This window comes from Mycobacterium sp. NGS22, assembly GCF_059813095.1.
Genome location: NZ_JCALDY010000001.1, coordinates 1 through 26,263 on the forward strand (window position 1 = coordinate 1; position 26,263 = coordinate 26,263).

Genomic DNA, 26,263 nt, shown 5'->3' on the forward strand with positions numbered 1-26,263 from the left:
CACCACCCGCACCGCCGGCACCACCATTGCCGTAGTTGCCGCCCGCGCCGCCGGCACCACCGGCAGTGCCGGACCCGCCCGCTGCCGTGGCGCTGAACCCTTTCCCACCCGCGCCGCCATTGCCGCCGGCCACTGCCATGCCCACCGCACCCGTAGCGCCCGCACTTGCACCAGCACCGCCCGCAGCTCCGCCCGTGCCGCCCGCACCACCGCCGCCGGTGTCGCCACCAACCCCGCCGATACCTCCAGCGGTCACCGCATCTCCGGCCCCGCCCGTTCCGCCAGTCCCCGCAATGCCCGAATTGCCGCCACCGCCGCCGACCCCACCGTTGCCATTGACACCCGGACGACCGAACAACCCATGACCCTGTCCACCGACTCCGCCGGTACCACCGATACCGCCTTGCCCGCCCGCGCCACTCGCACCGCCATCGCCGCCCGAGCCACCGACGGTGGTCGCCTCCCAACCCGCGCCACCGGCCCCGCCGGCACCCCCGACGCCGCCCACTCCACCGGCGCCACCCGCGCCGCCATCTCCGAATATCAGCCCACCACGACCACCAGCACCACCCGATCCCGCAGCCCAACCATCACCCCCCACTCCACCCGTGCCGCCGGCCGCGAACTGCGTACCCGCCGCACCGGCAGAACCGAGCGCACCCGCCACCCCGTTCCCACCCACGCCACCGGCGCCGCCATGGCCGAGCAACCACGCGCCACCTCCGGCACCTCCGGTGCCACCGCCGAATCCGCCCGTGCCTCCAGTGCCCCCGCTGCCGAACAGCCAGCCACCAGTGCCACCCGCACCCCCAGCAGCACCAGCACCGCCGGTACCGCCCGCGCCGCCCGCACCTAAGAGGCCGGCCGCCCCCCCGGCCCCGCCTGCTTGGCCCGACGCACCTGACCCGCCGTTGCCGCCCCGACCGATCAGTAGCCCACCCGCACCACCAGCAGCCCCCGACCCCGCCGCGCCATCGGTACCGGGGCCCAACAGCGGACGCCCCAACAACGCATTGGTCGGCGCATTGATCGCATCCAAAACAGCCTGCCCGAGCGTCTCAAACGACTCCAACGACGCAGCGCTCGCGGCCTCCGCAACCCCATACAGGCGGCCCGCACCCGTCAACGCCTGCACTAGACGAGCATGGAAGTCTGCCGCCTGGGCACTGACGGCCTGATACTCCCGCCCATACGTGCTAAACATCGCCGCAATCGCCGCAGACACCTCATCGCCCGCCGCCACCAGCACCCCGGTCGTCGGCGCTAACGCCGCCGCCGAAGCCGCACCCACCGCAGATTCAACGCCGCCTAAATCCGCCGCCGCCGCAACCAGAACATCGGGCACCACAAAGACGTACGACGACATAGCACACCCATCATCAGGACTCGACGCAAGTCATCAGGACTTGACGCACGGAAATTGACGCGACAAGAAATATTTGGCTCGGCGGCCAACATAACCGTTTCCAGCGGTAATTCCGCCCGTTTTGCGCAAACTCAATTCGGCGACATATCCATCACACACCCAGACCTGCATCAGGCAGCACAACGCGCCGCGCTGGGCTCGCCTCGATCTCGATGTCGACGAGATAGCGCCGGCCAACCGCGGAGCAGCGGCCCACCCGACCGCGCGGGACCGCTCCGGCCGCGGATTCATCTTTGGCCACGTCGATGAAAGTGGTTCCCGGCAGTGGCAGCCGCTGTGCTAACGAGGCATATGGCGCCCGACCTCCGGGCTGCGACTCACGGAGGCGCCAGCCATCACATCAATAGGACCGACGGCGTCAGCACGGACTTCCCAACGCTCGCAGGCGAAGTCGACAATCCTGTACGAACGACCTAGCTGACGAGGTGGCGACTCGGCATCGAATCCCATTGCAGTTCACGAGAGGTGAAATACCAGCCGCCACGCTCATAGACGAGCTGATCCTGGTAGGTCCCGGTGGCCTGCAGGGCGGTCTCGCCATGCACCGCCGCGAAAAGGATTGCGACGCAATGCTGGGTCGCCTTCACGCCGTCGACGTGGATCTCGTGGTCGACGGTGACCAAACGCTGTCCGCCGCCGCCGTCGAAGGCAGCCCGCAGATCAGCGAACGACTCTCCGTCACGCACGTAACTGGCGCCGGAGTGACGGAAGGTGGCGATCCAGGCGTCCCGGTCACCCTCGGAATGGGCGCGGTTGTGCCGGGCGGTGAGATCCAGGATGGCTCCGCGCGCGGTAGCGGCTTGCAGCAGTTGTTGTTCCTGATAGGTCAGCGGCATTTCTGTTCCCAGCCTTTCACCGGCTCACTGTGTATCCATGGCTTTCACGGTCCCATGCGCCAGCGGTCAAGCCACGGGCGCGCAGCACGTCCTTGCGTACCCGGCCGATGACGTTCTTCGGCAGTTCGTCGACTGTCTCGACGTAGCGGGGCACGCAGAAGTAGGGCATCCGCGCCGCACAGAAGTCGAGCAAGTCGACGAAATCCAGTGCGGCAGCACCGGGTTGCAGCCTCACGACCAGCAGGATGTCGTCCTCGCCGAGGTCGCTGGGGACCGCGACCGCCGCGGCTTCCAGCACCGCAGGGTGGCTCGCGACGATGGTCTCCAGTTCCACGGAGGACACGTTCTCACCACGGCGGCGCAGCGCATCCTTGCTCCGGTCGACGTAGGTGAGATTCCCGTCGCCGTCGAGCTTGCCCAGGTCGCCGGTGCGAAACCAGTCCGGATGCGGTTCGAAACACAAGCCTGACCCCGTGCCCGGACGCACATAACCTTCGCTCATCACATGCGGAAACCGTGGGCGGCAAGCAATCTCCCCCACCGTGCCGGCCGGCAGTTCTGTGCCGTCGGCAGCCACGATGCGCACGTCGAAGTTCGGATTGGGCCGCCCGGACGTGCCCGAGACACCGTCATCAGTGACACCACTGACCGCAACAGGAAATGCTTCGGTCAGGCCGTACATCGTGACGATGCGGCAACCGTAGCGGTGTTCGATCACCCGGTAGGAATCGGCGGCGATGGGTGCGGCCGAGATGAACCGCAACGGCAGCCGTGCGTCGCCGGGATCGGGCGGCAAGTTCAGCAACATGGACACCATCGCGCCGGCGCCCGCGAAGCCGACGGCGCCGTGCGACCGTACGTCGTCCCAGACCTCACCGGGATGGAAAGCGCTCGCCAATACCGTCTTTCCGCCGACGAGCAGCGGCGCCAGCACGCTCGGCGCGGCGCTCAGATGGAACAGCGGCATCGCCGACCACACCGCCTCTCCCGCGGCGAACTCCCACGCGGCGGCGACGGTGGCGGCCACCGAGAACAGGTAATGCCAGGACGTGGCAACGGCTTTCGACGGCCCGGTGGTGCCGGAGGTGAAGAACAGCGCGCCGACCTCGCCCGGTTCGACGGGATCGTCCGGCACGCCCGCACCGCGCAGCAACGCCTGAGTGAGCGAATCACCCTGCACCACAAGGTCGGTCACCCAGGGCAGCCGGGCGACGACGTCGTCGACGCGGGGCCGTCGCTCGGCGTCGGTGAAGATCACCTTCGACCGCGACAGCTCGAGGTTGTGCAGCAGGAAGTCGCCCTTATTCGCCGCGTTCACCGCGGCGCTCACCGCACCGATCCGGGCCGCCCCCAACCAGAAATAGATCCATTCCGGGCAGGTTGCGCTGAACAGCGCGACGCAATCACCCTGTCCGACACCGAGATCGGCCAACAGCGCGGCCGCCGCGCACGACCGCTCCCGCATCTGGGCGAAGGTGATGTCGACACCGCCGACCGACATCATCACCCGGTCGGGGAACTGCTCGGCGCGACGATCCAGCACGGCCGGCACGGTGAACCGATCGACACCGAAATCGGCAGGACCGGCGGGCGCCATCAGGCTGGAGCGGCAGCGGGGTCCGGCTCACCGTCGGCGGTGTAGCCGAAGTCGGTTGGCGACGGTTGGGTGCCCGGATAGAAGCGGTGGGCCCAACGACGAAGTGCGGCATAGTCGTGCGCCTCTTCCGGCGCCAGGTTCGGCTTCTCCAGGTACTTCATGTTCTCCCAGGTGAAGAAGTCCTGCTTGATGACTTCCTGCTGCAGCGCCAGGAATTTCGCGGCCCGTCCGGTGGGGACATCACCGGTGTCGCCGGGCTCCCGGACGGAGGCCTGGGTGTAGAAGTAATCGGTGTAATCCTCGTCGACCGGTGTCTGGCCGGTCACCTGGACGGTGTTCACCAGGTCGCTGGGAAAGCGCACGATGCCCAAGCCCAGCGAATAGTTGTCGTAGATGATCTTGGCGTCGACCGGGCCGTTCGGCGTCAGCCAGGTCTTGGCCCGGCCGCCACCGAAATGCGCGTTGACGGTGGCGTGCAGGTGGTAACCGGAGACCTGAAACGAGGCGGTGTTGGCCGGGTTGGCGGCCTTGTGCACGTACTGGACGTGATAGGGGTCGGCGGCGTTCTCGATGATCATCTGCGCGTGCACTTTGACCCGGTTCACCATTCGGGTGTGCGGGTGCAGCGGGTAATACTCGTCGGTCTCCAGCTCGGGCAGCACCGGCGGTTGCCAGTAGGGCGCGCGACCGTGCCGTTCGTGCCAGACCAGGATGAACCCGTACCACTCGGTGGTCGGGTAGGTGCGGATGCGGACGTTGTTCTTGCAGCCGATCTTGCTGTACGGGATCAGCGCGTTGGTGCCGTCACCACGCCACTGCCAGCCGTGCCAGGGGCAGACGATGTGCTCGCCTTCCACGGTGCCGCCCACGCCCATGTTGGCGCCGAGATGCTGGCAGTAGGCGTCCAGGACGTGCACGGAGCCGGACTTCGTCCGGAACAGCACCAACTCCTCGCCGAAGTAGTGCACGCGCTTGACCTCTCCGGGCGCGAGGTCCGAGGCGAAGCCGACGATGAACCAGCCGGTCGGGAAACGATACGTCGACAGCGCGATGCCCGACGGACCGAACTCCCGTTCCGATGGGTCGCCGACCGAGCTCAAGTCTGTGGATGTCTCCGTCACGAGTTCTCCGTTTCGCACGCGGTCCGCGTGTCAATCGGTCGCCACACTTCACCAGGGTCCGGCGATTAGTCTATTTTTACTATTTTAGACATTGAACGTCAACGCGCCTGGCCAGCAGCGTCGCGGCGTCGACGGCATCGATCTCGTCCGGCAAGCTCGTGAGACCGTCGGGATCGTCACCATGCCGCACACCGATCACGCTGTCGCCGAACGGCTTTGGTTGCTCTAACGGCGGTGGGTCAATCGGTGAGTCGCAGCGCGGCCCGCGGGCACTGGTCGACCGCGGCGCGCACGTCGATTTCCCGGTCGGCGGGAATCGGCCCGTCGGCGATCTGCACCACGTCCTCGTCGCCCAACTCGAAGATGTCGGCGGCCAGCGACTCACAGAACCCGTTGGCCTCGCACAAGTCCGGATCAACGATCACGCGCATCAGATGTCCCCTTACTTTCGTTCGATGCCCACCGGTCGGGTCCCGATCACCTTGCCGGCGGCAAGGTGCGCGAGTTCTTCGTCGGTCAGGCCGCACTCGTCGCGGAGTACCTCTTCATTGTGCTCGCCGAGCGTCGGCGGTGGGCGCATCAACCACCTACGTTGCCCGGTCAACAACGCGAACGGCGGCGTCGGATACAGGCCGGGACCGGTGCGCGGATGATCCAACGACTCGAAGAAGCCGCGCTCGCGCAGTTGGATGTTCTCGGTCACCAAGGTGGGCGAGACGACCGGTGCCACCGCGACACCCGCACTGAACAACCGTTCCACCGCGGCGTCGCGCGGTTGGTCGGCGAACCAGTCCCGCAATCGGTCGTCGATCTCGTCGGCCCGGTGGCGTCGTCGCGCCTCCGTGTCCAGCCCGTTGGCCCAGGCGGGCCGGCCCAGCTGGTCCACCAGCGCCGTCCACTGCCGGTCGTCACCGACGCTCAGCGCGATCCATTCGTCGCCCGGACCGGCACACCGGTAGATGTTCTGGATGGCACCGCCCTGCCCGCGGTTGCCTCGCCGGGTCAGCGTCCGGCCGAACACCTCGTGCTCGATCGGCTGAATCGCGGTGGTGTTCAACACCGTTTCGACCATCGGCAGTTCGACCTGCTGGCCCGATCCGGTGCGATCGGTGAAGTGCAACGCCGCCAGTACCGCGAACGCGGCGTGCACACCGGCCAACGGATCGCAGGCACCGCGCGGGGTCACCGGAGGCGCCTCCGGCAGCCCGGTCACCCAAGCCAGGCCGGCGATCTGCTCCATGGTGGGCGCGAACCCGACCCGCTCACGCCACGGTCCGTCCAGCCCGAATGCCGGCATCCGCGCGACGACCAGGCCGGGATTGATGTCGAGCAGCGCGTCGGCGGTGAGCCCGAAGTTGTCCATCACCCGGGGCGAGAAGTTCTCGATCACGACGTCGGCATCGGCGGCCAACCGGGTGAAGAGCCGGCGTCCCTCCGCCGACCCGAGATCCAGTGTGACCGAACGTTTGTTGGTATTCATTGCATGGAACACCCAGCCGTATTCCCACCAGTCGTCTACGTCGGTGCGCATGCCGCCGGAATACCGGATGCCGTCGGGGCGCTGGATCGACTCGACTTTGACGACGTCGGCGCCGAACGCGGCCAGCAGATGGGTCGCGGCCGGGCCGGCCCAGAACGCCGTCAGATCGACGACGCGCACACCCTGCAGCGGCAGCGGGGAATCCGGCCCTGTTGCCACGTGTTCCCTTAGTTGCCAGACTGATTCGTCGTTGCCCGCCCCGAGCCCGGCGGTCTCCCCCACGGGCGCCGGGGCGCACCGCGACATCAGCCACGGCGGCCGCGGTTGCCCGAAACCGGCGGGATTGGCAACGAACACACCGCGTTCGACCATGTAGTCCATGTCGCGCACGGTGGCGCCGTTGCCCAACGGGGCGATAGGCAGCCGGAACAACTGCCCGAGTTCAACGATTTCGGTGACGGTCCGTTCGGCCATCCACGGCCCGATCGCTTCGTAGATGAGATCGCGGTACTCCCAGCGGCCGATCTGGAAGCGCAGCTGCGGAATGTCCTCGAACTGCGGGCATTCCACCATTGCGGCGAAGTCCAGCCACTGCTGTCCGGTGACCATGGTGATGCCGACGTAGCCGTCTTTGGCGGCGAGAATCGAGGGCACCTCCAGGGTGCGCCGGATCGCAGGGACCTGAAGGAGTTGGGAGTGCAGCCATTCGCTGCTCTGCATCGCGGTGATCGCTTCGAGCATGGACAGGTCCAGGTGCTCCCCCGGCCCGCCGTGCTCGACGCGGCGGCGTACGGCGAGGGCACCGAACGCCGCGTACACCCCGCCCATGTACTCCCCGAGGTCGCCGCCGATGGAAATGGGCGGGCCGGAAGGGTCTCCGCGGAAGCCGGTGCAGCCCGACCACGCCTGCAGGGTGAACTCGGTGGCCGCGCGCTCGGCGAACGGGCCGGTCCAGCCGAAGTCGGAGATGGTGACGACGACCGCTTGCGGAGACTGCGCCAGCAGGCGCTGCGGGTCGATGCCGAGCGCGGCCGCCTGCGTGCGTCCGGCCGCGACGATGACGACGTCGGCGCCGGCGATTTCGGCACGGTAGCGATCCGAATCCGCCGCCACGCTCACACTGCTCTTGCCGGCATTGAGGTAGCAGTACAACGGGCCGTCGCGGCCGTCGGGGACCGGTGAGCAGGTGGCCGAGTACCGGCGCAGTGGATCTCCTTGTGGCGGTTCGAGTTTCCGGACCTCAGCGCCGGCGTCCACCAGAAGTTTGCCGCAATAGCTGCCGGCCACGCGGTCACTGATCTCGACGACACGCAGATCATCGAGCGGCGTCGGCCGGCGATCGGCCCCGTGACTCACGCGGCTATTTATACCATTACTGCTAAAATAGCTAAGCCAGACGAGTAAGCAGGCCGCGGCCGTGCGCTCTTTCCTGCTGCAGGAGGGAATCGGATGACCGCCCTGGGAATTGGACCCGACGCCCGTCGGCGGTTGTCGGCGCCGAGGATCGCCGAAATCGTAGCCGACGAGTTGCGGCGCCAGATCATCGACGGCGAACTGTCCGACGGCGACCTGCTGCCGCGCCAGGAAGTGCTCGTCGAACAGTTCAAGGTCAGCCTGGTCTCGCTGCGCGAAGCGCTGCGGATCTTGGAGACCGAGGGCCTGGTTTCGGTGCGGCGGGGCAATCGCGGCGGCGCCGTGGTGCACGCACCGGCCAAGACCAGCGCCGCCTACATGCTCGGGCTGCTGCTGCAGAGCGAGAACGTGGTCGTCCGGGACCTGGGTTCGGCGCTGCAGGAACTCGAACCCGCCTGCGCCGCGCTGGCCGCACAGCGGCCCGACCGCGCCGACACTTTGGTGCCCGAACTCAAGCAGGTCAACGAATCCATGGCCGAAAACCTCGAAGACGGCCGGCAATTCACCGAAATCGGCCGGGAATTCCACAATCTCATCGTTCGCGGCTGTGGCAACCACACGATCATCGCGGTGGTGGGCAGCCTGGAAACGCTGTGGACCAGCCACGAGCAGCAGTGGGCCGACGAGAGTTCGGCAAGCGGCACTTACCCGTCGCTGGCCAGGCGGCGCGCCGCGCTCAACACCCACATCAAGTTGACCGAGACCATCGCCGAGGGCGACGTCGACCGGGCCCGGCGCATCGCGGGCCGGCATCTGGCCGACACCCAGAACTACGTGTTGTCCGACCGTGCCGAGCAGCGGATCTATGCGCTGTCCCCGCAGGCGTTGTCCCGTCCGCGAGACGTCCGGCGCCCTTGACCACTCCCCGATCCGCCTTGGTCACCGGCGGCAGCGGTGGCATCGGAAAAGCGTGCGCCGCCAAGCTGTGTGATCTCGGCTACGACGTAACGGTGGTGGCCCGGCGCGAAGCCCCGTTGCGGGCGGCGGCCACCGAGATCGGCGCCCGCGCGATCGCTGCCGACGCGTCCGACGCGGATGGGTTCGCCGCTGCGATAAGTCCGCTCGAGCGCATCGACCTCGTCGTGCACGCCTCGGGCGCGCTGGGCGGAACCTATGCGCGCAAGCAGACTTTCGAACAGTGGCGCGCGATCATCTCGGCCAACCTCGACTCGTGTTTCGTGCTGACCTCGGCGGTATTGCCGCGGATGCGGCCGGGGTCACGACTGATCTTCATCTCCTCTTCGGCCTCGCACGAACCGATGATGGCGCGCACCGCCTACTCGGCATCCAAGGCCGGCATGAACGCCTTCGCCCGCGCCCTGGCGATGGAGGTCGACCGCGACGGCATCGCCGTGCACCTGGTGACTCCCGGCCCGGTGGAAACCGAGATGCTGCAAGATGTTCCGTTCGAGATGTACGCGATCCAGGCGGCCGATATCGCCAGCGCGGTCGCGTGGCTGGACACCGTCGATCCCTCGGTGGACCTGCCCGAGATCCGGCTCAGCGCGGTGCAGCGCGGGCCCTACGCCCGTCCCCCGGTGGTGCCGACCGAAGCCCGCCGCCGCGCTACGGCGCAGGGAAGTTCTTGATCACCGATTCGCCGAATTCGGTCAGCGATTGCGGGTCGGCGAAGTCGGCGAACCACACGTAGAACCGCTCCACCCGTTGCGCCGTGAGTCCGGTGAAGTGCGCGGTCAACCCGTCGGCATCCCCGCAGACCAGGCCGGATCCCAGGTGGCCGAAGCGGCGGGTGCTGATCTCCGTGACCTGGCCGGGATCGCTGCCTTGCCGCGCGAAGCCCACCATTTGTTGAACCGATACCCGTGCCCGGCCCGTGGCGCCGGCCAGCCGCGGCAGGCGGTCGAGGTGGTTGGCCTGTAGATTCCACCAATCCGCGTGTTCGGCAACGAGTTTCATCATCCGCGGTCCGCTGCCACCCAGAACCAGCGGTATCGGATACGTCGGCCGGGGATGCTGACCTTCGGCCCAGTACTGCCGGATCAGCTCTAGGTGGCGTCCGAGCTGCTCCACCCGGGCCACCGGATCCTGCTGTCCGACATCGAATCTGGTGAACTCCGCCGGCCAGGATCCCGACCCCAGACCAAGCTCGAACCGTCCTTCCGAGGCCTCGGACAGGGTCACGGCCTGTTTGGCCAGCACCGCTGGATGCCGGAACGCGTCACAGAGGACCAGGTGACCGACCCGCAGGCGTTGCGTCTTGGCGGCTACCCAGCTTGCGACGCCCATTGCCTCCCAGATGTTTTCGCCGGGCTGTCCCGGGGCTTCGAGGTGGTCGATGAACGCGATCCCGTCGAAACCGGCAGCCTCGGCGTGCTGCGCCCGGCCGACGATGTCGGGCACCGGCAATCGCACCTGCGGCAGGAACAGATACCACTCGGTCATCCGATCACTTAAGCATGGCCACACCGGGTGGGTTTGCGCGCGGGTGGCTAGTTTACTATTTTTACTATGTTAGGGGTCTTATGGATGTCGGTCTGACTACGGAGCAGTTGGCGCTGCGCGACACCGTGCGCGGCATCCTGCGCACCGAGTGCCCACCAGGGGCCGCCCGCCAGGCCCTGGAAGATCAGGAGCACTGGCGCACGCTGTGGAAGACGGTCGTCGACCTCGGCTGGACGGAGCTGGCCGCCCGCGACGCCGACGACGAATACGGTCCGGCCGAGCTGGTGGTCGTGCTCGAGGAGTGCGGGGCGGCACTGGCTCCCGTCCCGCTGTTGAGCGGTGTCGGACTGGCCGCGGGCGTGTTGCAGGCCGCCGGGCCCGAGCTCGACGAACATCTTGCGGAGATCGCCTCGGGTGTGGCGGCGACGTTGGCCGTACACAGTCCCGGATCGCGGCTGCCCGGTGCGCCCATGACGCTGCGGGACGGCCGGGTGCGCGGGCGCGCGGTCGCGATCCCCCACCTCTCGCGCGCCGAGCTGATCGTCACACTGGCCGACTCCGAGGACGGTTTGGTGGCGGCGGTAGTGCGCGCCGGCGACGGCGTGACCGTGCTGGCCGGCGAGTCCACCGATCCAGCCCAACCGGTCGCGGACGCCGAGATCGACGCCGTGCCGCTCGCCGTCGCACCCGTCGACAGCATCGAATCCGCTTTGGCCGCACCGCTGGTCGCGGCCGCGGCCGATCTGGTCGGGGTGGCGGGAGCGGCGCTGCAGCGATCGGTCGAACACGCCAAGACGCGCCGCCAGTTCGGCTCGCCGATCGGCGCGTTTCAGGGGGTCAAGCACGCGCTGGCCGACAACTACGTGAGTTTGGAGCGCGCCCGCAGCCTCACCTACGCCGCCGCCGCGCACCTCACTAACCGCGAGCAGACGCAAAAGCACCTGGAAACGTGCGTTTCAGGGGGCTTTTGCGTCTGCTCGCGCAAGGAAGGTTCGCGCAAGGAAGGCCCGCGCGAAGAGGGGTGGACCGCGGCGGCGATGGCCAAGGCGGCCGCCGGGGACGCCGCGTCCGCCTGCGCACGCACGGCGGTCCAGATCTACGGCGCGCTCGGCCAGACCTGGGAGCACGACGCGCACCTGTTCGTCCGGCACGCCTGGCAGGGTGCCGCGCTGCTGGGCGACAGCCGCGCGCTCTACAACGAAGTGGGCCGGCGTTTCGTAGGAGGGTCGGTATGACGATTGTCGACGAGTTCGGCGCGTGGCTGACCGAGTTCCTGCCCAACGACTACTACCAGCGGTACCGCGAATACCGCTGGGACATACCGCTGCGGCGCGACTACCAACGGGCCGCGTTCGAAGCGGGGTGGATCCAACCCACCTGGCCCCGTGAGCACGGGGGGCGCTCGCTGGGTCTGCGCGACGCCATGGAGATCCGCATCGAGGCCGCGTTGCGCAGCGCGCCCAAACTGCCCAACATCGCCGGCCCGAACGTCGCCGCGGCCGGCATCCGCCAATTCGGCACCCCCGAACAGATCGACCGCCTGTTGGTTCCCTGCCTGCGTGGCGACGAGTGGTGGGCGCTGGGGATGTCCGAACCGGAGGCCGGGTCGGATTTCGCGGGCCTGCGTACCCGCGCGGAGCGCGACGGTGAGGTGTTCCGGGTCAGCGGACACAAGATCTGGACCACCCAGGCGCACCTGTCGCGGTGGTGCACCCTGTACGCGCGCACCGACCCGGATGCGTCGAAACACCGCGGCATCTCCTGCCTGATCCTCGATCTGCAGTCGCCCGGGGTGCGGATCGAGCCCATCCGGATGTCGTCGATCTCCGACGAGACCTTCTGCGAGGTCTTCCTCGACGACGTCGAGGTGCCGGTCGCCAATCTACTGGGACCGGTCAACGGCGGCTGGAATGTGGCGTTGTCGTCGTTACACCATGAGCGCCAGATGATTTGGATCATGAATTGGGTCGAGATAAAGCGCGGGCTGGCTTCGGTCGTCGACAACCCCGACATCCACACCGAACTGGGCATGCTGCTGGCCGACGCCGAAGCACTGCGGGCCACCGGGTATCGCGCGCTGGACAACGAGCTCGCCGGGCGGCCCAGCCCGGAGGCGGACACCATGAAGCTCCTGGGGTCGCTTACCCTGCAACGCGTTTGGGAGTTGAGCGCGGCTGCGGCCGGTCCGGGGTCGACCGCCGACCCGGACCTGCTGTTCGAACGCCAGGACGCCCTGGCCGCGACCATCTACGGCGGAACCTCTGAGGTTCAGCGCAATATCATCGCCGAGCGTGTGCTCGGGTTGCCGAAGGGATGACCACGATGGATTACGATCTCGGCGACGACGCCGGCGAACTGCGAAACCGGTTGCGCCAGTTGATCGCCGACCACATTCCGGTTGACTTCCTGGGCGCCTGCACCGACGATCCGGACGACTTGGCCACCACCGAGTCGTTCTGCAAGCTGCTGGCGTCGGAAGGCTTACTGGCCCTGGCCTGGCCGAAGGAACACGGCGGCGGCGGCGGTTCGATCTGGCAGCAGACCGTGCTGCGCGAGGAGATGTGGGCCAACTACGAGCCGCGTGGGCCGCAGTACATGGGGATCAACTGGGTCGGCCCGGCAATCATGCGACACGGGACGGAGGAGCAGAAGGCCAAGCACCTGGCCGGCATCGCCTCCGGCGAGGTGATCTGGTGTCAGGGTTTCTCCGAACCGGAAGCCGGCACCGACCTGGCGTCGTTGCGTACCCGCGCGGTACCGGACGGCACCGGGTGGCGCATCGAGGGACAGAAGGTGTGGACGTCCTACGCGCGGATGGCGTGCTGGTGCGTGTTGGCAGCCTGCACCCATCCGGACGCGCCGAAGTCCAAGCGGCTCAGCCTGTTTCTGATCCCGATGGACCGTCCCGGTTTCACCGTCCGGGGTATTCCGTCGATGTTGGGGCCGCATCATCTCAACGAGGTGTTCCTGGACGGGGTGCAGGCCACCGACGAAGACATCCTGGGCGAGCCCGGCGACGGTTGGCGGGTGATGCGCGAGGCGCTGGCGTTCGAACGCGTCGGCATCGCGCGCTACGCACGCTGTGAGGCATTACTGGACCGTATGCAGGCCGCACTCGGCGACGGCTGGGACCGGTTGCCGGAGTCCATCAGGAGCCGATGGGTGCGAGCGCTGGTCGATCTGCGGGTGGCCAGGCTGATGGCGTACCGGGCCGTGTCGCTGCAGGACGACCCGCAGGCCGGCGCGGCGGCCAGTGCGGCCCGGATCGCCACCACCACCTGTGACCAGGTGGTCGCCGAACTGCTTTTCGACGTGCTGGGTCCCACGGCGCTGGACAGCGGGGCCGCCGCGGCGCTGCACGGCGCGGTAGACGACCATTGGCGCTATGCGCAGGCCGCGACGGTGGCCTCTGGCACCATCGAAGTCCAACGCATGATGGTGGCGCGCGACGTGTTGGGAGAACGCCGATGAATACCGAACTGCCACAGGATATCACCGACTTCGCGGCGGTGGCCCTCAAACGGCTGACCCGACTGGGCGGGCCGCAGGCGGCGCTGCGCGCCGAAACCGACGACACCGTGCGCGACGCGGCACGAGATGCGCTGAGCGAACTCGGCGCGTTCGAACTCGACGTCCGCTCGGGCTCGGACGATCTACTGGCCGCCGCGGTGCTGTGCCGGGTCGCCGGTGCCACGGCGTTGCCCTATCCGCTGGTCGAGGAGCTGCTGGCGATCGACGGCGCGCGACTCGCGCTGGTCCACCCGGAGGCTCCGCGCATCGACCACGGTGACCTGCCCGGCGAATGGATCGCCGCGGACCTGGACGGCAACAGTTTCCGGGCGCTTCCAGCGGCGCGGACGGGCGCCAAGCTGGGTCCGTTCCTGGCGCCGGTCACGCTGACAGGTGCCGGCGCAACGGTTCCGCAGGCCGACATCGACCTGCATCTCGTGCTGGGATCATGGCGGATTCTGGGGACGGTGCAGCGGGCACTGGACATCGTCACCGAGCATGTGCAGGCGCGCGTACAGTTCGGCAAGCCACTGGCGGATTTCCAGGCCGTCAGATTCGCCGTCGCGGACGCATCGGTCGCGGTGCGCGGGCTGCACGAACTCACCAAATACACCATCTGCCGACCCGAAACCGTTCCGGCGCAGACCCTTTCGGCGGACGCACTGGTGCTGCGACTCAAGGCGGCCGAGACCGCACGCCAGGTGCTGCGCACCGCGCACCAACTGCTCGGCGCGTTGGGATTCTGTGACGAATCCGATGTCAGCGTCCTGGACCGTCACGTACAGCCGCTGATCCGGCTGCCGCTGGGCCCCGAGGCGCTGAGCCTGCGACTGATACCCGAGGTGCGCAGCGGTCATCTGGAGACGTTGTTCAGCGGACGCACTTCGGCATGACCACCCAGCCCGGCTCCCCGGACGCGCCGGTCAACCCGTTCGCGGACGGAATACCGTTCAGCAGCAAACTTCAGCAGCTGGCCGAGCACCAGCGTGACGACCTCGGGGTGACGGTGGTCGCCCTGGACGGCGGCGAGCAGTCGTTGACCTTTGGTGAACTCGATGCCCGCGCCAACCAGTGGGGACGGGCGCTGGCCGACCGCGGCGCGCAGACGGGTTCGTTTGTCGCCATTGCGATCCCGAATTCGGTGCACCTGGTGTTGGCCACGTTGGGCTGCTGGAAGATCGGCGCGGTTCCGATTCCGATGCATTGGGATCTGCCCGAGTGGGAACGCAGCCGGGTGCGTGAGGTGATCGATCCCGTCGTGGTCGTCGACGACGCGACCCGCTGGGAACTCGACGAACTCGCCGCCGCGGCGTCCCCGAGCCCGCTGCCGGCGGCGGTCTCTCCCACCGCCAACGGGATCTGTTCCAGCGGCTCCACCGGCGTGCCGAAGGTGATTCTCAACCTGGCGCCGTCGCTGTGGATTCCGCAACAGGGCGAGCCATTTCTGTCGAACTGGACGCCGGTGGCCAAGCCGCAGCGGATCATGGTGCCCGCGCCGATGTATCACACCAACGGCTTCGCCACGTTCCTGATGTTGTTGAGCGGCGACCATCTGGTGATTCTCGAAAAGTTCGACGCCCCTTTGTTTGTCGACACCATCGAGCGCTACCGGATCACCAACTTCACCGCGACACCGACGATGCTGGCGCGCGTGGCGGCGCTGCCCGACATCCGCCAGCGCGACCTTTCCAGCGTCGTGTTCATCCTGCAGGGCGCCGCGGTGATGCCGCCGTCGCTGTTACGCACCTGGTTCGAGCTGCTCAGCCCGGAGCAGATCGTGACCGCCTACGGCATGACCGAGAATCTCGGGTTGACCGCACTGCGCGGCGACGAGTGGCTGACCCATCCGGGCAGCGTCGGCCGCGGCTTCCGCGACACCGAGATCCGGATCCTGGACGCCGACAAGAATCCGCTGGGGCCCGGTGAAGAAGGAGACATCTACCTGCGGGCGCCGATGAGCGCGGGGTACCGCTATCTGGGTGGCGCACCGCCGTTGCCGTCCACCGAGGACGGGTTTCGATCCGCCGGCGACATCGGCCGCCTCGACGAGGACGGCTTCCTCTACATCACCGACCGCCGTGCCGACATGATCATCAGCGGTGGGGCCAATGTGTTCCCGGCCGAGGTCGAGTCCGCGCTGTCCGGGCACCCCGACATCGCCGACGTCGTCGTCATCGGGCTGTCCGACGAGCGGTGGGGCCGACGGGTGCACGCCGTGGTGCAGGTGTCCGCGCACGCCGCCGCGCCGCTGACCGAGCAGCAGGTGATCGATTACGCCAAGGGTCGCCTGGCCCCCTACAAGGCACCCAAGACGGTCGAATTCGTCGACAAAATCCCCCGCACCGCGGCCACCAAGGTCAACCGCTCGGCGATGATCGCGGCGCGGGGAGGCTAGTGCGCCCAGACCGAAAATCTGCAGCAAAAGATCGAGCGCACACCCGCCAAAATGCAATCTCGACTGCCGCGCCCCCACCCGGCAGCAGCACCCGCGGCGCCTAGACCAGGCTGCGCATATCCATGTAGTGCGGAAAGAACGTCTCCCACATCACCAGACACGCGAAGAACCACGCCACCGGTGTGGCGAGTCGAAGCGAACCATAGGAAGAGACGATTGGGCGGCCGCGCCCGGCGTGCGCTCTGGCATCCAGGTACACCCACGCCGCCATGGCGACGATGATCCCCAACAACTCGACGACCGCAACGACCGCTGCTTTCACGGCACCCCCTGCTTTGCATAACGATCTGACACGTATATCAGAGCGATGCCCGTTCGACGGCCCGAATCCGCCGATCGGTTCGGCGGGCCTGCTCAGCCCCGCGCGCGTTTGGTGTCGGCGAATCCGTCGGCGATCGACGCCGCCAACTCGAGAAACGCCTGGCGGGTGCGGTTGGCCATCAGGTCCAAGACGACCTCTGACCCCTGCGCCAGGTGGTCGTCGAACGGGATGACATGAACCGAGCGGATGCGGGTCAAAAACTGCGTGGCCAGCTTGTCCAGATCCACCGACGCCTTGCCCGGGCGTGCGGCGCTGATGACCACCGTCGCGTTGGGCACCAGATGCCCGCGGCCGTGATGCTCCAGCCAGTCCAGCGTCGCGAACGCGCTGCGGGCCGCGTCGATGGCCGGCGACGCGACCAGCACGATCGCGTCGGCCTCGTCGAGGACAGCCGACATCGCCGAATGCACCAGTCCGGTGCCGCAGTCGGTGAGGATCAGGTTGTAGAACCGCTGCAGCAACCTGATCACCACTCGGTAGTCGGCGTCGGAGAACGCCTCAGAGGTTGCCGGATCACGTTCGGAGGCAAGGATTTCCAGCCGACTCGTGCTCTGTGAGGTGTGCCTGCGGATGTCGGAGTAACGAAAGATGTTGTCGTCCAACAACAGATCTCGCACCGTCGACCGGCTCTGGTCGGGCCCGCGTTGTGCCAGGGTGCCGAAGTCGGGGTTCGCGTCGACGGCGATGACGCGGTCGCCGCGGATGGCGGCGAAGGTGGAACCCAGTCCGACGGTGGTCGTGGTCTTGCCGACACCGCCCTTCATCGACAACACGGCGATGCTGTAGTCGCCGCGGACCGGTTGGCTCACCCGCGCCACCAACTTCTGACGGGTGTTCTCCAGTTCGGACTCACCGGGATTCAGGCCGGTGAAACGGTGCACCACTCTGCGCCAACCGCTCTGCGGCAGAGGTCGGGTACGGCGCACCAGTCCGAGATCGGTGTGCGACGGGATCCGCGGGTCCGGTCCGCCCGGTTGCGGTCCCGGCGCGTTCGGGTTGGCGCGGGTGAAAGGTGTTGCCACAGGCGGGGATCCGGGCGGATGCAGCCGGGGATCCGGACCGGGCGCCGGGGGCGCGGGGTGCTGGACGGCCGCGGGGGTGCGCGGTACCTCGATGGGCGGGGGCGCGGGGCGCGTGGGCAGCGGGGCCGGACGCACCGGCGGTGCGGCGGGTGCTTCCCCGCCCGCGGGCGAAGGAGCCTGACGTGTCCGGGGATGAGGCGGCAGCCTGAAGACGGCGGTGCGGTCGGACATCGGGCCCGGACGGTCACGCGGCGGGGGCGGCGGCGGCACCGGCGGCAGCTCCATCACGCGGGTGCCCTCGGCCATCGGTCCCGGACGCTCCGGTTTGGGTTCCGGACGCGCCGATTCCGGTTGCGGACGCGCCGATTCCGGTTCGGGTTTTGGCACGGGTTCCGGTTCCGGACGCGCCGATTCCGGTTCCGGACGCGCCGATTCCGGTTCGGGTTCCGACAAGGACACGGGCTCCGGTTCCGACAAGGACACGGGCTCCGGTTCCGACAAGGACACGGGCTCCGGTTCCGGTTCCGACAAGGACACGGGCTCCGGTTCCGGTTCCGGCAGGGCCACGGGTTCCGGGTCCGACAAGGGCACGGGTTCGGCTTCCAGTTCGGGCTCCGGATCCGGCGGCACATCGTCCACCTCCGCCGGCGGCAGGTCGATGACTTTCGTGCCCGCCTCCATCGGACCCGGCCGCGCCTCGTCGACAACGGATTCCTCCGCCAGCTTGGCCTGGATCAGCGCGACGGGGATCGGGTTGGTGTCCGCGTCACTGCTGCGTTTGAAACCCGGTCGGGGCGTGTCGGATTGGCTCACTAGCGCGTTCTCGACGTCAGCTGCCGGGTGGACATTCCGAGCACGCTTTCCAGCGCGGCGCGCATGTCACCGAGCTCGATGCGCATCAGCTCCGATTCGCCGAGGTCCTCGACACTGACATCCGGACGCTCGCTCAGCCGGTACTCCCGCTCCTCCTCGGCCGTCTCGATCACGTTGCGGACAAACCGCCCATTGCCGACCAGATCGACCTCACGGCGCAACTGGCCGGACTCGTCGACCGACTGACTGTCGTAGAGCACCCGGCAGGCGTCGACCAATTCCTCGTAGGCGGCCTCGGTGAGTTCGGAGTCGCGGGTCTTGGCGATCAGCCGACCGATGTCGCCCAGTTCGACCGCGTTATACGAAGCGAACCGGATCCGCTTGGTGAACCGCGAGGCCATTCCCTCGTTGGCGGCAAGGAACCGGTCGATCTCCGCGTCGTAACCGGCGATGATGACCACTAACCGGTCCCGGTCGTTCTCCATCCGCGCCAGCAGGGTGTCCACCGCTTCCCGTCCGAACGCGTCGCCGCCGGCCAGTCCGCTCTGGATCAGCGTGTACGCCTCGTCGATGAAGAGCACCCCGTCCATCGCGGTGTCGATCAGTGCGGAGGTCTTGATCGCGGTGCTGCCCAGATGTTCGCCGACGAAATCGGCGCGCTTGGCCTCGATCACCGCGGGCGTTTTGAGCAGCCCCAGCCCGCAGTAGACCTGCGCGACCACCCGGGCGATGGTGGTCTTGCCGGTCCCGGGCGGCCCGGTGAAGGCCAGGTGCAGGCTGCGCGCGGCGGCGCTGAGCCCCTTGCCTTCCCGGACCTTGGCCAGCTTGGCGGCCGAGCGCAACTTGGCCACCTGCAGCTTGACGTCGGTCAAACCGATCTGGCGGTCCAGCTCCAGTTGCGCGGCGCGCAGGTAGGAGTTGCTGCGCTCGTTCAGGCCTTCTGCGTCGAGTTCGCCGGCTCGGCGGGCGGTGCTGGGATCCCACTTGTCGGTGCGGGATTCGATGTCGTCCTTGCTGGTGATGATGAGCCGGAACTTCGGGTCGTGCAGCGCGGCGGCGTTGGCCTCGAAGCCCGGCTCCTCGCTGTAGATCCGCTCGAAGATGGTCCTGGCTTCGGGTTCTTTGCCCATCTCCCGCAGGGTCAGGCCTTTGCAGAACTCCGCCGCCCGGCTCGCGGCCGGTATCGGCCCCTCGATCGCCTGGTCGAGACGGCGGATGCCCTCGCCGAACAACCCCATCTGCGCGCACGCCGATCCCACCATCAGATGCGCGCCCGCGGCGATGTACTCGTCGTCAAAGGAAGCCGAATTAGCAAGTGCGACAAGCACATCCGGCCACCGCTGGGTGGTGAAGTGCAACACCGCGCGGACGTAGGCGCAAATCTCGGCGGAGTCGGTGTCGCCGCCGGGCATGGAGCGACGCATGTCGTCCAATTCGTCGAGCACCCGCTCGGCTTCGTCGTAGTCCTTGCCGGCGATCATGCTGGCCGCGTACGCCAGCCACACCTCGGTCAGGGTGCTCAGCGTGTAGTCCAGGTACAACCCGGTCTGGAACCGCCCGGCGAGCGCGTGCCGGGGCAGCCCGAGGCGGCGCTGCTCGCGGTTCAGATTCTCCTTGCTGGTCCGCCACAGTTGATAGATCACCTCGCCGCTGGTGTCGCCGGCGGCGGCGCGGCCCAGCCAGGCATCGCTCATCTGCGGGTCGTGCTCGGTGGCGCGCTTGAAAGCCAGGGCGGCGTACTGCACGTCGCGGTCGGTTTCCAACCCGTCGATGGGGATTCCCAGTGACAACACTCCGGCGTCGAAGACGCGCTGCGCGTCCCTGGTGCCAGGCATCTACTTGGTGTCCTTACTACTAGCACAGCTGGTGACTACCGTCTGGCGGCAAAAGCGAGCAGAAACGTCCATTTAGCCCGCGTCTAGCGGTAGAAAGTTATTGTACCGATCTGTTGAGTTGCATTGTCGCGCCAAAATCCGGAACGAAATTCGGGCACGTCGACGCCACTGTGGAGGTGAAGCCTAGTGCCAGCGGAACAACGACCGCAGCCCGTGCGCTCCCGCACCGGCACGATCGTCGTCGCCACCACCGAGCGCGGGCTGCCCACGGCGCTGAAGATCGACCGCACCGAGCTGGCCAGACCGCCGCAGGAGTTGGCGGCCGAGATCCTGGCGTTGTGCAAACTGTCGGCATTGCGCGCCCAGGTGGCCTACCGTCGCGGGCTGGTCGACAAGGGGTTCAGTGCGTCGACGATTCGCGAGCTCGGGCTGCCGACCGACGAGGAGCTGGCCCGCGCCGAGCAGGAGCTGTTCGGCGACGAGGAGGACGACGAGCTTCCGGGGACCTGGATGAGGTCGATATGACCAGCTTGGCGCAGTCGGTGATCGCCAGGGCGATCAAACAGCGCGACCTGTTGCAGTCGATGACCGAACAGACCAAGACGATCTCGGCGCGGGTGACCAGCCGCGACCGGGCGGTGAGCGCCGAGGTCGACGGATTGGGCAGCCTGACCGGACTGTGGCTGGGGCCGCCGGCCAGTCGACTGGACCCCGACACCCTGGCCGCGCTCATTGTCGAAACCGCCCAGGCCGCCGCCAAGGTGTCCGCCGAGCGGTACAACTTCCTGCTCAAAGAGTTCATGACCCGCATGGACGAGCTGCAGAAAACGCCGCTGACCCGCTCGGACGGCACCGTCTTCGAACCGGAATAACGAGCGGCGCGCCATTATTCAACATGCGCAAATAACAATCACTTTCTTATTACACACGTGTGAATCGCGAACCGGGCGGCGGTCTGCTTAAATTCGTGCAACTTAATGCCGGCGGGGCTGCTTAGGGTGAAGACACCAGCGCTAGCTGCCGCTAAGCGGTATTGGACGGGGAGAAGCTGACATGGCATTTGAATTGCAGCCCGACTTCATGCAGGGGCTCACGGTCGCGCAAGACACGGCGGGCACGCTGATCAGCACCGCGCTGAGCACGGTCACCTCGACCGAGTTGGGCAATTTCTCGATGGCCCTCGGGCCGATCGCGGCGGCGAACATGATCCCGGCGATGTTCGAGACCGCGGCCAACAACGTCGGCAGCGGCATGATGACGGCCGCAAAGCACGGTTTGCTCGGGGTCGCCACTCACGTCACCGACGCCGAGCACGCCGCGGCCGATGCCGCCGACGGAACCACCGAAGTCTAGGCACCGAGCCGAATGGCCACCTACGACCCTGCTCCCCAGCCAGGGCCACCCGGACAGTTCGACCAACTGGCGGACTACGACCATCAGCCGGTCGTCAACCAGATGGAGAACGATCTGCAGGCCTGGCTGAATCGCCCGGTGCAAGACATCTTGAACCAGTTCCACCTCGGACAATTGCCTACCGGCGGTCCGGAGTTCTCCGGCGTGGGCGATGCCGTCCCCGCCGACCTGACCAGCGCTCCGGGCGGGATGGGCAGCAACTTCGCCGGCGGGCTGATGAAGCCGATGACCGACATGCTCGGCACCCTGGGCAACGGCGTATTTCAGGGCATGAACCCGACGCAGATGTTTGGTGGGATCAGCCAGGCGTTTCAGCAGGCAGCCGGTGGTTTGCAGCAGGCGCTGGGTCAGATGATGGGTGGCGCGGGCGGCCAGGGCTGGTCGGGTGCCGGAGCAACCGCCGCCGCGGCGAAGACCGGAGAAACGGTGGCCGACGGCGCTGCCGTCGCCGCGCAGGGCACCGCCTTGGGCGGCGAGTACAGCGCCGCGGCCGCAAATGTCGCGCAGGGCCAGGCGAGGTTGATCCAGATCATCGAGGAGTGCCAGGACGAACTCGCGGCGCTGTCGGGTGGGCTGCCGTGGACGGCGCCGAAGATGGTCGAGACCGCTGCGCGAGCCAGCGCGATGGCCACCGAGTGCATCACGGAGCTGGAGAGCACGCTTACCGGCCAGGCCGCTTCGACCGCCGCGACGGGTGCTCCGATCGCGGTGGCACAGGGCCCCCAGATGGCCATGCAGATGATGGGTCCGCTGCTGTCGGTGGGGATGAGCATGATGGGTCCCGCGATGCAGATGGGCATGATGCCGCTGGCGATGGGCATGCAGGCCGGAACCCAGGTGCTGCAGGCCGGCATGCAGGCCGGCACCGGGCTGATGTCGGCTGTGGGGCAGGCAGGTCAGGGCGGCGCGGGTGCCTCATCGGCGCTGGCCCAGCCGGCGCGGATGGTCGGCGCGGCTCACCCGGCCGGGGGCGCCGGACACGGCGGCGGTGGCGGGGTCGGAGCCACCAGCCCGGCCCGGGCGACCCCGTCGTCGCCGATGGTGCAGAGCGAGAATTCCAGCGCCGCCGCGATGTCGCGATCCGTGGCTGCGCGGCCGACCGGCGGAGTCGCCGGGATGGGCGGCGCCGCGGGCATGATGGGCGCGGGCGGAGCCGGGTACGGAGCGCCGGGCGGCAAGGCCGGGGCCAGCGGCAGCCACACGTCGGCGTCCTTCCTGCACACGACCGACCAGGGCGGCGCGATCGTGGGCGATCTCGGCACTGCCAGTCCGGCCGTGATCGGCGACAACTCGGTCAATCTCGAAGACGACCCTGACGTCAAACTCCGCATCTAACAAGGGGAAGACACATGAGCGACAACCTGTCCATCCGGCCCAGCGAACTCACCGAGGCCACCCGCCAGCTCGACGAACTCGCCGATCGCCTGCAACGCGTGATGGAGACCGAGCGACCCAACCTGACCACCATCTCGTCGGGCCAGGACGAGGTCTCCCAGCGGGTGGCTCACACCCTCAACGAGGTACTCACGTCGTTCACCACGGCGTCCGAGCGGGGCACCAACGAGCTTCACGAAGCGTCCGCCGCGTTGCGGGCGCATTCGGGCCGGATCGCCGCCGCCGACTTGGCGGACTGAGTCGTCGATCGCTGCCAGCGATCGGCACATGTGAAAAGCGTTGCAGTGAAAGGGGGTTCAGACAGTCATGGGATTCACCAATGTGGTGTGGGAATCGCGCAGCACCGAGCAGCTGGCGCGTGACTTGACCGAGGGCCCCGGCCCGTCCTCGGTCGGCGAGGCCGGCGCCGCGTGGATCCGGGTCGCCAACGAATTCGCCAAGGTCTCCGGCGACTACGACCGGCTCATCGAATCCTTCCGCGCGGCGTGGGAGAGCAACACCTCGGATGCCGTCGTCCGCAAGCTGGAAGCGTTCGGCAAATGGCTGCAAGCGGCGAGCCTGAGCGCCGCGGCCAACGGACGACGGGCCGAGGAGGCCGCCGTCGCGAACACGGTCGCGATCCTGTCGATGCCCACCGTCTCCGAGGCCGTCGAGGCCAAGGCGGCCCAGGACATGATGGCCTCGCTGGCGGCCTACAACGGCGCGATTCTGCACGGCAGTTTCGCCGAGTTCGACGACGCCGCGTCGGCTCAGCAGGCTGATGCCGCAGCGGTGATGAACCGCTACGAAGAGGCGTGCGCCGAGCTGGCCGCGCCGTGGGAACAGCCCGTTCCTCCGCAGGTCGTCAACGGCGGTGCGCTCAAGGCCGAGAAGGAAGGCAAGGGCGGCGGTTCCCGCGGCGGCGGCGGTGGTGGCGGTGCGGCACCGAGGCAGCTCTCGCCGATGCTGGCCAACCCGGCGGCGCCTAGCAAGCAGCCGGACCAGGTGCGTCAGACCCGCTTCACCAGTGATTCCTCCGGCGGCAACGGCCTCGGACGTGGCGGCGGAGGTTATGCCCCGATGGCGGGCACCCGCCGCGACGGCGGCGCTCAGGCCTACGAGTCCTTCCGCGAGGCCGAGACCCTCGAGGGCGCCGGCGAAGCCGGGGCCGGCTTGTCTGATGGCGGCCAGTCCTGGTTGCCCGCCGCGCAGCAGAGCGATGCGCCGTTCACGGTTTCCCACGTCAGTTGGGGTCCCAACACCGCGATCTTCGACGATCTCGCGGCACCCGAGCCGCAGCAGGTGGAGGGTTTTGCGGCCGAGCCCGAACGGACACTGCAGCAATTGTCTGACAGTTGGGTCTCACCGGCGGTCATCGGCGCCGAGGAGGTGAGCCTGTGACCGCCGCGACGCTGTCCGCATTCACCCTGACCGACGACGAACTCCAGGTGGTCGGGCAGCGGATCGGCGTGCAGAGCTTCCCGACGGTGTTGGGTGTGCGGCCCCGGTACGGCACGGTGGACGCGCTCCAGACAGCATTCGACGCGGCAACCCGCAGCCTGATCTCGCGGGGTCTGATCGTGGACGGGGCGCTGGATCCGGACCTGCTGCCGGTGCTGCGGGCGTTGCGACGACCTGAGCGGGAACTGGCCATGCGTCTGATGACCCCGGACGGCATGGCCCGGGTGTCGGTGGTGCGGTGCGGCGCCGCCGGCGTGGTGGCACGACGTGTCGGCGACGAGATTCGGTTGCGGGTGGCCGAAGGCTCCCCCGACCTGTCCTGGGCGACCCAGTCGTTGCTGGGTGGGCTGCCGCGCTCGGAGGCCGCCTCGGTTTCGCCGGTGGGCGCGCCTTCGGAGGCGGTTACCCAGAAGTTGATCGGGACCCACGATGCGGCCCAGTTGGCGGACCGCGTCCGGGCTCTGGGCGCCGAGCCACGTGCGGCGATGCAGTTGGGCTCGGCGCTGTCGTCGCGCATGGCGTTCGCCGAGATCGTCTACTACGCGCTGTGCAGCGACCAGGACCGCATCTCTCGTCGGCCGGCCGCGGTCGGGGTGTTCTACACCAAACGTGGCCGGATCGTCGGGGCGCCGAGCGCCTCACCCAGCGGGCAATTGTGGACCACGTTGAAGCCGGGATCGGATCACGCGATTGCGCAGGCGATCGGTCAGCTTGTCGAACTATCGACGGACCAATGGGAGGCGTCATTGGTTTAGCGATTTTTTTCAGACGAGTAATTTGTCGAACCGTGTCCGGCGACGCCGAGCACACAAAATTTGGAGCGAGATATGACGTTCTTCGTCTCACAATCCCAAGCTGACGCAGTGAAACACAAGATCGACAACACCCTGCAGGACACCCATGCACTGATCAACAAGGTCAGAAGCGAGGTCGAGGTGTTGGGGGGCACCTGGCTCGGCAATCAAGGAGCCAAGTTCCAAGCGGCCATGCACGAGCACGTCGCCGATCTCACCAGAATCTTCGACGAAACCACCGAACTCGCCGAGATGGGCAAGCAGAACATCCAAGAGCACGTCGGCGCCGACGCCTGACAAGAAAGGTTTCAACGATGGGTTACAACGACGAAATCAAATACGAGTTCGACACGAACCGCGAGATTCTGGACGTGATTCAGAACGCCACGCGGGACGCCGAAGACATGCGCACACAGGTCGACAAACTGTTCCAGGTCCTCGTCGAGGAGGCCTATCACGGTCAGGGCGCCGAGGCAATGCAGACCAGGCGGCAGGACATCTCCACCAGGATGGACGGGATCATCCAGGATCTGCACCAGACGCATGCGCACGCGGTCAATCAGCACGACTACGTGCAGCAACTCGACCAGCGGCAAGCAGCAAATATCCTCGGCTGATTTCGGCCGGCCGCCTTTCGTGAAATCCCCGCGAAGTGGCCCGTCGCGCATATCCAGAAACGACAATAAGGAGTCCCAATGGGAACAGTAAGCATTAATGTTCCGGCAGTCAGCAGCGCGATGAGCAGCGTGCAAGACTGCCTGACCAATACGCGGCATCACATCGACCAGATGGTCGAGGTGCTCGAAAACGTGAAGCGGTTGCATGTCAGCGATAACGCCACCGCGATCATGAATGACGCGAACCACCTCGAAAGCGATCTCAGAGAGATCGTCAACCAAATGACGCAGACGAGGGACGAGGTTTACCAGAAGGGAAACGCTCTCCTGCAACAGGCCGGGCATGCTCCGATGCCGATGCCCGCCTAGCA

At 67.5% G+C, this 26,263-nt stretch carries 28 protein-coding genes; 18 read left to right on the forward strand and 10 right to left on the reverse strand.

Annotated features, from left to right (window positions below; all coding sequences use genetic code 11):
* From AC5Y47_RS00005 to AC5Y47_RS00020, 4 genes are all read right to left on the reverse strand, one after another.
* Positions 1-1,366 (reverse strand): PE family protein (locus AC5Y47_RS00005; RefSeq protein WP_499940837.1); only part of this gene is annotated, 1,366 nt, incomplete at its 3' end.
* Between the two features lie 473 nt (positions 1,367-1,839).
* Entirely contained in the window at positions 1,840-2,262 is a 423-nt protein-coding gene (locus AC5Y47_RS00010) for a nuclear transport factor 2 family protein (protein WP_499940839.1), read from the reverse strand.
* A gap of 16 nt (positions 2,263-2,278) precedes the next feature.
* Entirely contained in the window at positions 2,279-3,859 is a 1,581-nt protein-coding gene (locus AC5Y47_RS00015) for an AMP-binding protein (protein ID WP_499940841.1), read from the reverse strand.
* The gene (locus AC5Y47_RS00020) at positions 3,859-4,980 is read right to left on the reverse strand and encodes an aromatic ring-hydroxylating oxygenase subunit alpha (RefSeq protein WP_499940843.1); all 1,122 of its coding nucleotides are present in this window, start codon (positions 4,978-4,980) and stop codon (positions 3,859-3,861) included. The genes AC5Y47_RS00015 and AC5Y47_RS00020 overlap by 1 nt, the downstream gene beginning before the upstream one ends.
* 91 nt (positions 4,981-5,071) lie before the next feature.
* Here AC5Y47_RS00020 and AC5Y47_RS00025 point away from each other — a divergent pair, with 91 nt between their 5' ends.
* Positions 5,072-5,209, forward strand: a complete 138-nt coding sequence (locus AC5Y47_RS00025) for a hypothetical protein (protein ID WP_499940845.1) — start codon at positions 5,072-5,074, stop codon at positions 5,207-5,209.
* Between the two features lie 10 nt (positions 5,210-5,219).
* Here AC5Y47_RS00025 and AC5Y47_RS00030 read toward each other — a convergent pair whose 3' ends face one another.
* Entirely contained in the window at positions 5,220-5,411 is a 192-nt protein-coding gene (locus tag AC5Y47_RS00030; RefSeq protein WP_499940847.1) for a ferredoxin, read from the reverse strand.
* A gap of 11 nt (positions 5,412-5,422) precedes the next feature.
* Positions 5,423-7,828 carry a CaiB/BaiF CoA-transferase family protein gene (locus AC5Y47_RS00035; RefSeq protein ID WP_499941375.1) on the reverse strand — a complete coding sequence of 802 codons (2,406 nt, stop codon included), beginning with the start codon at positions 7,826-7,828 and terminating at the stop codon, positions 5,423-5,425.
* Positions 7,829-7,909: 81 nt separating this feature from the next.
* Here AC5Y47_RS00035 and AC5Y47_RS00040 point away from each other — a divergent pair, with 81 nt between their 5' ends.
* Together AC5Y47_RS00040 and AC5Y47_RS00045 are read left to right on the forward strand one after the other, a co-directional pair.
* Positions 7,910-8,731: a FadR/GntR family transcriptional regulator gene (locus AC5Y47_RS00040; RefSeq protein WP_499940849.1), complete on the forward strand. Its 822-nt coding sequence runs from the start codon at positions 7,910-7,912 to the stop codon at positions 8,729-8,731.
* Positions 8,728-9,462, forward strand: a complete 735-nt coding sequence (locus AC5Y47_RS00045; protein ID WP_499940851.1) for an SDR family oxidoreductase — start codon at positions 8,728-8,730, stop codon at positions 9,460-9,462. Before AC5Y47_RS00040 ends, AC5Y47_RS00045 begins: the two co-directional genes overlap by 4 nt.
* Here AC5Y47_RS00045 and AC5Y47_RS00050 read toward each other — a convergent pair.
* Positions 9,440-10,276, reverse strand: coding sequence for an LLM class flavin-dependent oxidoreductase (locus tag AC5Y47_RS00050; protein WP_499940853.1), 837 nt, complete (start codon positions 10,274-10,276; stop codon positions 9,440-9,442). The two genes, AC5Y47_RS00045 and AC5Y47_RS00050, sit on opposite strands and share 23 nt — an antisense overlap.
* Positions 10,277-10,356: 80 nt before the next feature.
* On the opposite strand from AC5Y47_RS00050, the gene AC5Y47_RS00055 reads away from it, so the two are divergent.
* The 5 genes from AC5Y47_RS00055 to AC5Y47_RS00075 are packed head-to-tail and all read left to right on the forward strand — an operon-like array spanning position 10,357 to position 16,181.
* Positions 10,357-11,511, forward strand: coding sequence for an acyl-CoA dehydrogenase family protein (locus tag AC5Y47_RS00055; RefSeq protein ID WP_499940855.1), 1,155 nt, complete (start codon positions 10,357-10,359; stop codon positions 11,509-11,511).
* Entirely contained in the window at positions 11,508-12,593 is a 1,086-nt protein-coding gene (locus tag AC5Y47_RS00060; RefSeq protein WP_499940856.1) for an acyl-CoA dehydrogenase family protein, read from the forward strand. Before AC5Y47_RS00055 ends, AC5Y47_RS00060 begins: the two co-directional genes overlap by 4 nt.
* On the forward strand, positions 12,590-13,747 hold the full coding sequence (locus AC5Y47_RS00065; RefSeq protein ID WP_499940857.1) for an acyl-CoA dehydrogenase family protein: 1,158 nt from the start codon (positions 12,590-12,592) through the stop codon (positions 13,745-13,747). The genes AC5Y47_RS00060 and AC5Y47_RS00065 overlap by 4 nt, the downstream gene beginning before the upstream one ends.
* Positions 13,744-14,679, forward strand: coding sequence for an acyl-CoA dehydrogenase family protein (locus AC5Y47_RS00070; protein WP_499940859.1), 936 nt, complete (start codon positions 13,744-13,746; stop codon positions 14,677-14,679). Before AC5Y47_RS00065 ends, AC5Y47_RS00070 begins: the two co-directional genes overlap by 4 nt.
* On the forward strand, positions 14,676-16,181 hold the full coding sequence (locus AC5Y47_RS00075; RefSeq protein ID WP_499940861.1) for a class I adenylate-forming enzyme family protein: 1,506 nt from the start codon (positions 14,676-14,678) through the stop codon (positions 16,179-16,181). The genes AC5Y47_RS00070 and AC5Y47_RS00075 overlap by 4 nt, the downstream gene beginning before the upstream one ends.
* 100 nt (positions 16,182-16,281) lie before the next feature.
* Here the strand turns inward: AC5Y47_RS00075 and AC5Y47_RS00080 are convergent, their stop codons facing one another.
* The 3 genes from AC5Y47_RS00080 to eccA form a co-directional block, all read right to left on the reverse strand.
* Entirely contained in the window at positions 16,282-16,503 is a 222-nt protein-coding gene (locus AC5Y47_RS00080; protein WP_499940863.1) for a hypothetical protein, read from the reverse strand.
* Positions 16,504-16,595: 92 nt separating this feature from the next.
* Positions 16,596-18,398 carry a nucleotide-binding protein gene (locus AC5Y47_RS00085; RefSeq protein ID WP_499940865.1) on the reverse strand — a complete coding sequence of 601 codons (1,803 nt, stop codon included), beginning with the start codon at positions 18,396-18,398 and terminating at the stop codon, positions 16,596-16,598.
* Positions 18,398-20,233, reverse strand: a complete 1,836-nt coding sequence (gene eccA, locus AC5Y47_RS00090; protein WP_499940867.1) for a type VII secretion AAA-ATPase EccA — start codon at positions 20,231-20,233, stop codon at positions 18,398-18,400. Before eccA ends, AC5Y47_RS00085 begins: the two co-directional genes overlap by 1 nt.
* Before the next feature lie 186 nt (positions 20,234-20,419).
* On the opposite strand from eccA, the gene AC5Y47_RS00095 reads away from it, so the two are divergent.
* From AC5Y47_RS00095 to AC5Y47_RS00140, 10 genes are all read left to right on the forward strand, one after another.
* The gene (locus tag AC5Y47_RS00095) at positions 20,420-20,758 is read left to right on the forward strand and encodes a hypothetical protein (RefSeq protein WP_499940869.1); all 339 of its coding nucleotides are present in this window, start codon (positions 20,420-20,422) and stop codon (positions 20,756-20,758) included.
* Positions 20,755-21,105, forward strand: coding sequence for a YbaB/EbfC family nucleoid-associated protein (locus tag AC5Y47_RS00100; protein ID WP_499940870.1), 351 nt, complete (start codon positions 20,755-20,757; stop codon positions 21,103-21,105). The genes AC5Y47_RS00095 and AC5Y47_RS00100 overlap by 4 nt, the downstream gene beginning before the upstream one ends.
* A 181-nt stretch (positions 21,106-21,286) precedes the next feature.
* Positions 21,287-21,586, forward strand: a complete 300-nt coding sequence (locus tag AC5Y47_RS00105; RefSeq protein WP_499940872.1) for a hypothetical protein — start codon at positions 21,287-21,289, stop codon at positions 21,584-21,586.
* A gap of 12 nt (positions 21,587-21,598) precedes the next feature.
* Positions 21,599-22,981: a hypothetical protein gene (locus AC5Y47_RS00110; RefSeq protein WP_499940873.1), complete on the forward strand. Its 1,383-nt coding sequence runs from the start codon at positions 21,599-21,601 to the stop codon at positions 22,979-22,981.
* 14 nt (positions 22,982-22,995) lie between these two features.
* A complete protein-coding gene (locus AC5Y47_RS00115) occupies positions 22,996-23,280 on the forward strand; it encodes a PE domain-containing protein (protein WP_499940875.1) in 285 nt (94 codons plus the stop codon).
* A gap of 67 nt (positions 23,281-23,347) precedes the next feature.
* Positions 23,348-24,421 (forward strand): PPE domain-containing protein, encoded by a 1,074-nt coding sequence (locus AC5Y47_RS00120; RefSeq protein ID WP_499940877.1) that lies wholly within the window; start codon positions 23,348-23,350, stop codon positions 24,419-24,421.
* Positions 24,418-25,236, forward strand: a complete 819-nt coding sequence (locus AC5Y47_RS00125) for an ESX secretion-associated protein EspG (protein WP_499940878.1) — start codon at positions 24,418-24,420, stop codon at positions 25,234-25,236. The genes AC5Y47_RS00120 and AC5Y47_RS00125 overlap by 4 nt, the downstream gene beginning before the upstream one ends.
* Before the next feature lie 108 nt (positions 25,237-25,344).
* Positions 25,345-25,572: a WXG100 family type VII secretion target gene (locus tag AC5Y47_RS00130; RefSeq protein WP_499940879.1), complete on the forward strand. Its 228-nt coding sequence runs from the start codon at positions 25,345-25,347 to the stop codon at positions 25,570-25,572.
* Between the two features lie 17 nt (positions 25,573-25,589).
* Positions 25,590-25,892, forward strand: a complete 303-nt coding sequence (locus tag AC5Y47_RS00135) for a hypothetical protein (RefSeq protein ID WP_499940881.1) — start codon at positions 25,590-25,592, stop codon at positions 25,890-25,892.
* A gap of 78 nt (positions 25,893-25,970) precedes the next feature.
* On the forward strand, positions 25,971-26,261 hold the full coding sequence (locus AC5Y47_RS00140; RefSeq protein ID WP_499940882.1) for a hypothetical protein: 291 nt from the start codon (positions 25,971-25,973) through the stop codon (positions 26,259-26,261).
* The last annotated feature ends 2 nt before the right edge of the window (positions 26,262-26,263 follow it).

Coding starts and splice junctions, on each gene's coding strand:
- AC5Y47_RS00075 (WP_499940861.1), top strand. CDS start 14,676: ATGACCACCCAGCCCGGCTCCCCGGACGCGCCGGTCAACCCGTTCGCG.
- AC5Y47_RS00110 (WP_499940873.1), top strand. CDS start 21,599: ATGGCCACCTACGACCCTGCTCCCCAGCCAGGGCCACCCGGACAGTTC.
- eccA (WP_499940867.1), bottom strand. CDS start 20,233: ATGCCTGGCACCAGGGACGCGCAGCGCGTCTTCGACGCCGGAGTGTTG.
- AC5Y47_RS00055 (WP_499940855.1), top strand. CDS start 10,357: ATGGATGTCGGTCTGACTACGGAGCAGTTGGCGCTGCGCGACACCGTG.
- AC5Y47_RS00115 (WP_499940875.1), top strand. CDS start 22,996: ATGAGCGACAACCTGTCCATCCGGCCCAGCGAACTCACCGAGGCCACC.
- AC5Y47_RS00010 (WP_499940839.1), bottom strand. CDS start 2,262: ATGCCGCTGACCTATCAGGAACAACAACTGCTGCAAGCCGCTACCGCG.
- AC5Y47_RS00065 (WP_499940857.1), top strand. CDS start 12,590: ATGACCACGATGGATTACGATCTCGGCGACGACGCCGGCGAACTGCGA.
- AC5Y47_RS00070 (WP_499940859.1), top strand. CDS start 13,744: ATGAATACCGAACTGCCACAGGATATCACCGACTTCGCGGCGGTGGCC.
- AC5Y47_RS00030 (WP_499940847.1), bottom strand. CDS start 5,411: ATGCGCGTGATCGTTGATCCGGACTTGTGCGAGGCCAACGGGTTCTGT.
- AC5Y47_RS00105 (WP_499940872.1), top strand. CDS start 21,287: ATGGCATTTGAATTGCAGCCCGACTTCATGCAGGGGCTCACGGTCGCG.
- AC5Y47_RS00135 (WP_499940881.1), top strand. CDS start 25,590: ATGGGTTACAACGACGAAATCAAATACGAGTTCGACACGAACCGCGAG.
- AC5Y47_RS00015 (WP_499940841.1), bottom strand. CDS start 3,859: ATGGCGCCCGCCGGTCCTGCCGATTTCGGTGTCGATCGGTTCACCGTG.
- AC5Y47_RS00120 (WP_499940877.1), top strand. CDS start 23,348: ATGGGATTCACCAATGTGGTGTGGGAATCGCGCAGCACCGAGCAGCTG.
- AC5Y47_RS00050 (WP_499940853.1), bottom strand. CDS start 10,276: ATGACCGAGTGGTATCTGTTCCTGCCGCAGGTGCGATTGCCGGTGCCC.
- AC5Y47_RS00140 (WP_499940882.1), top strand. CDS start 25,971: ATGGGAACAGTAAGCATTAATGTTCCGGCAGTCAGCAGCGCGATGAGC.
- AC5Y47_RS00060 (WP_499940856.1), top strand. CDS start 11,508: ATGACGATTGTCGACGAGTTCGGCGCGTGGCTGACCGAGTTCCTGCCC.
- AC5Y47_RS00040 (WP_499940849.1), top strand. CDS start 7,910: ATGACCGCCCTGGGAATTGGACCCGACGCCCGTCGGCGGTTGTCGGCG.
- AC5Y47_RS00100 (WP_499940870.1), top strand. CDS start 20,755: ATGACCAGCTTGGCGCAGTCGGTGATCGCCAGGGCGATCAAACAGCGC.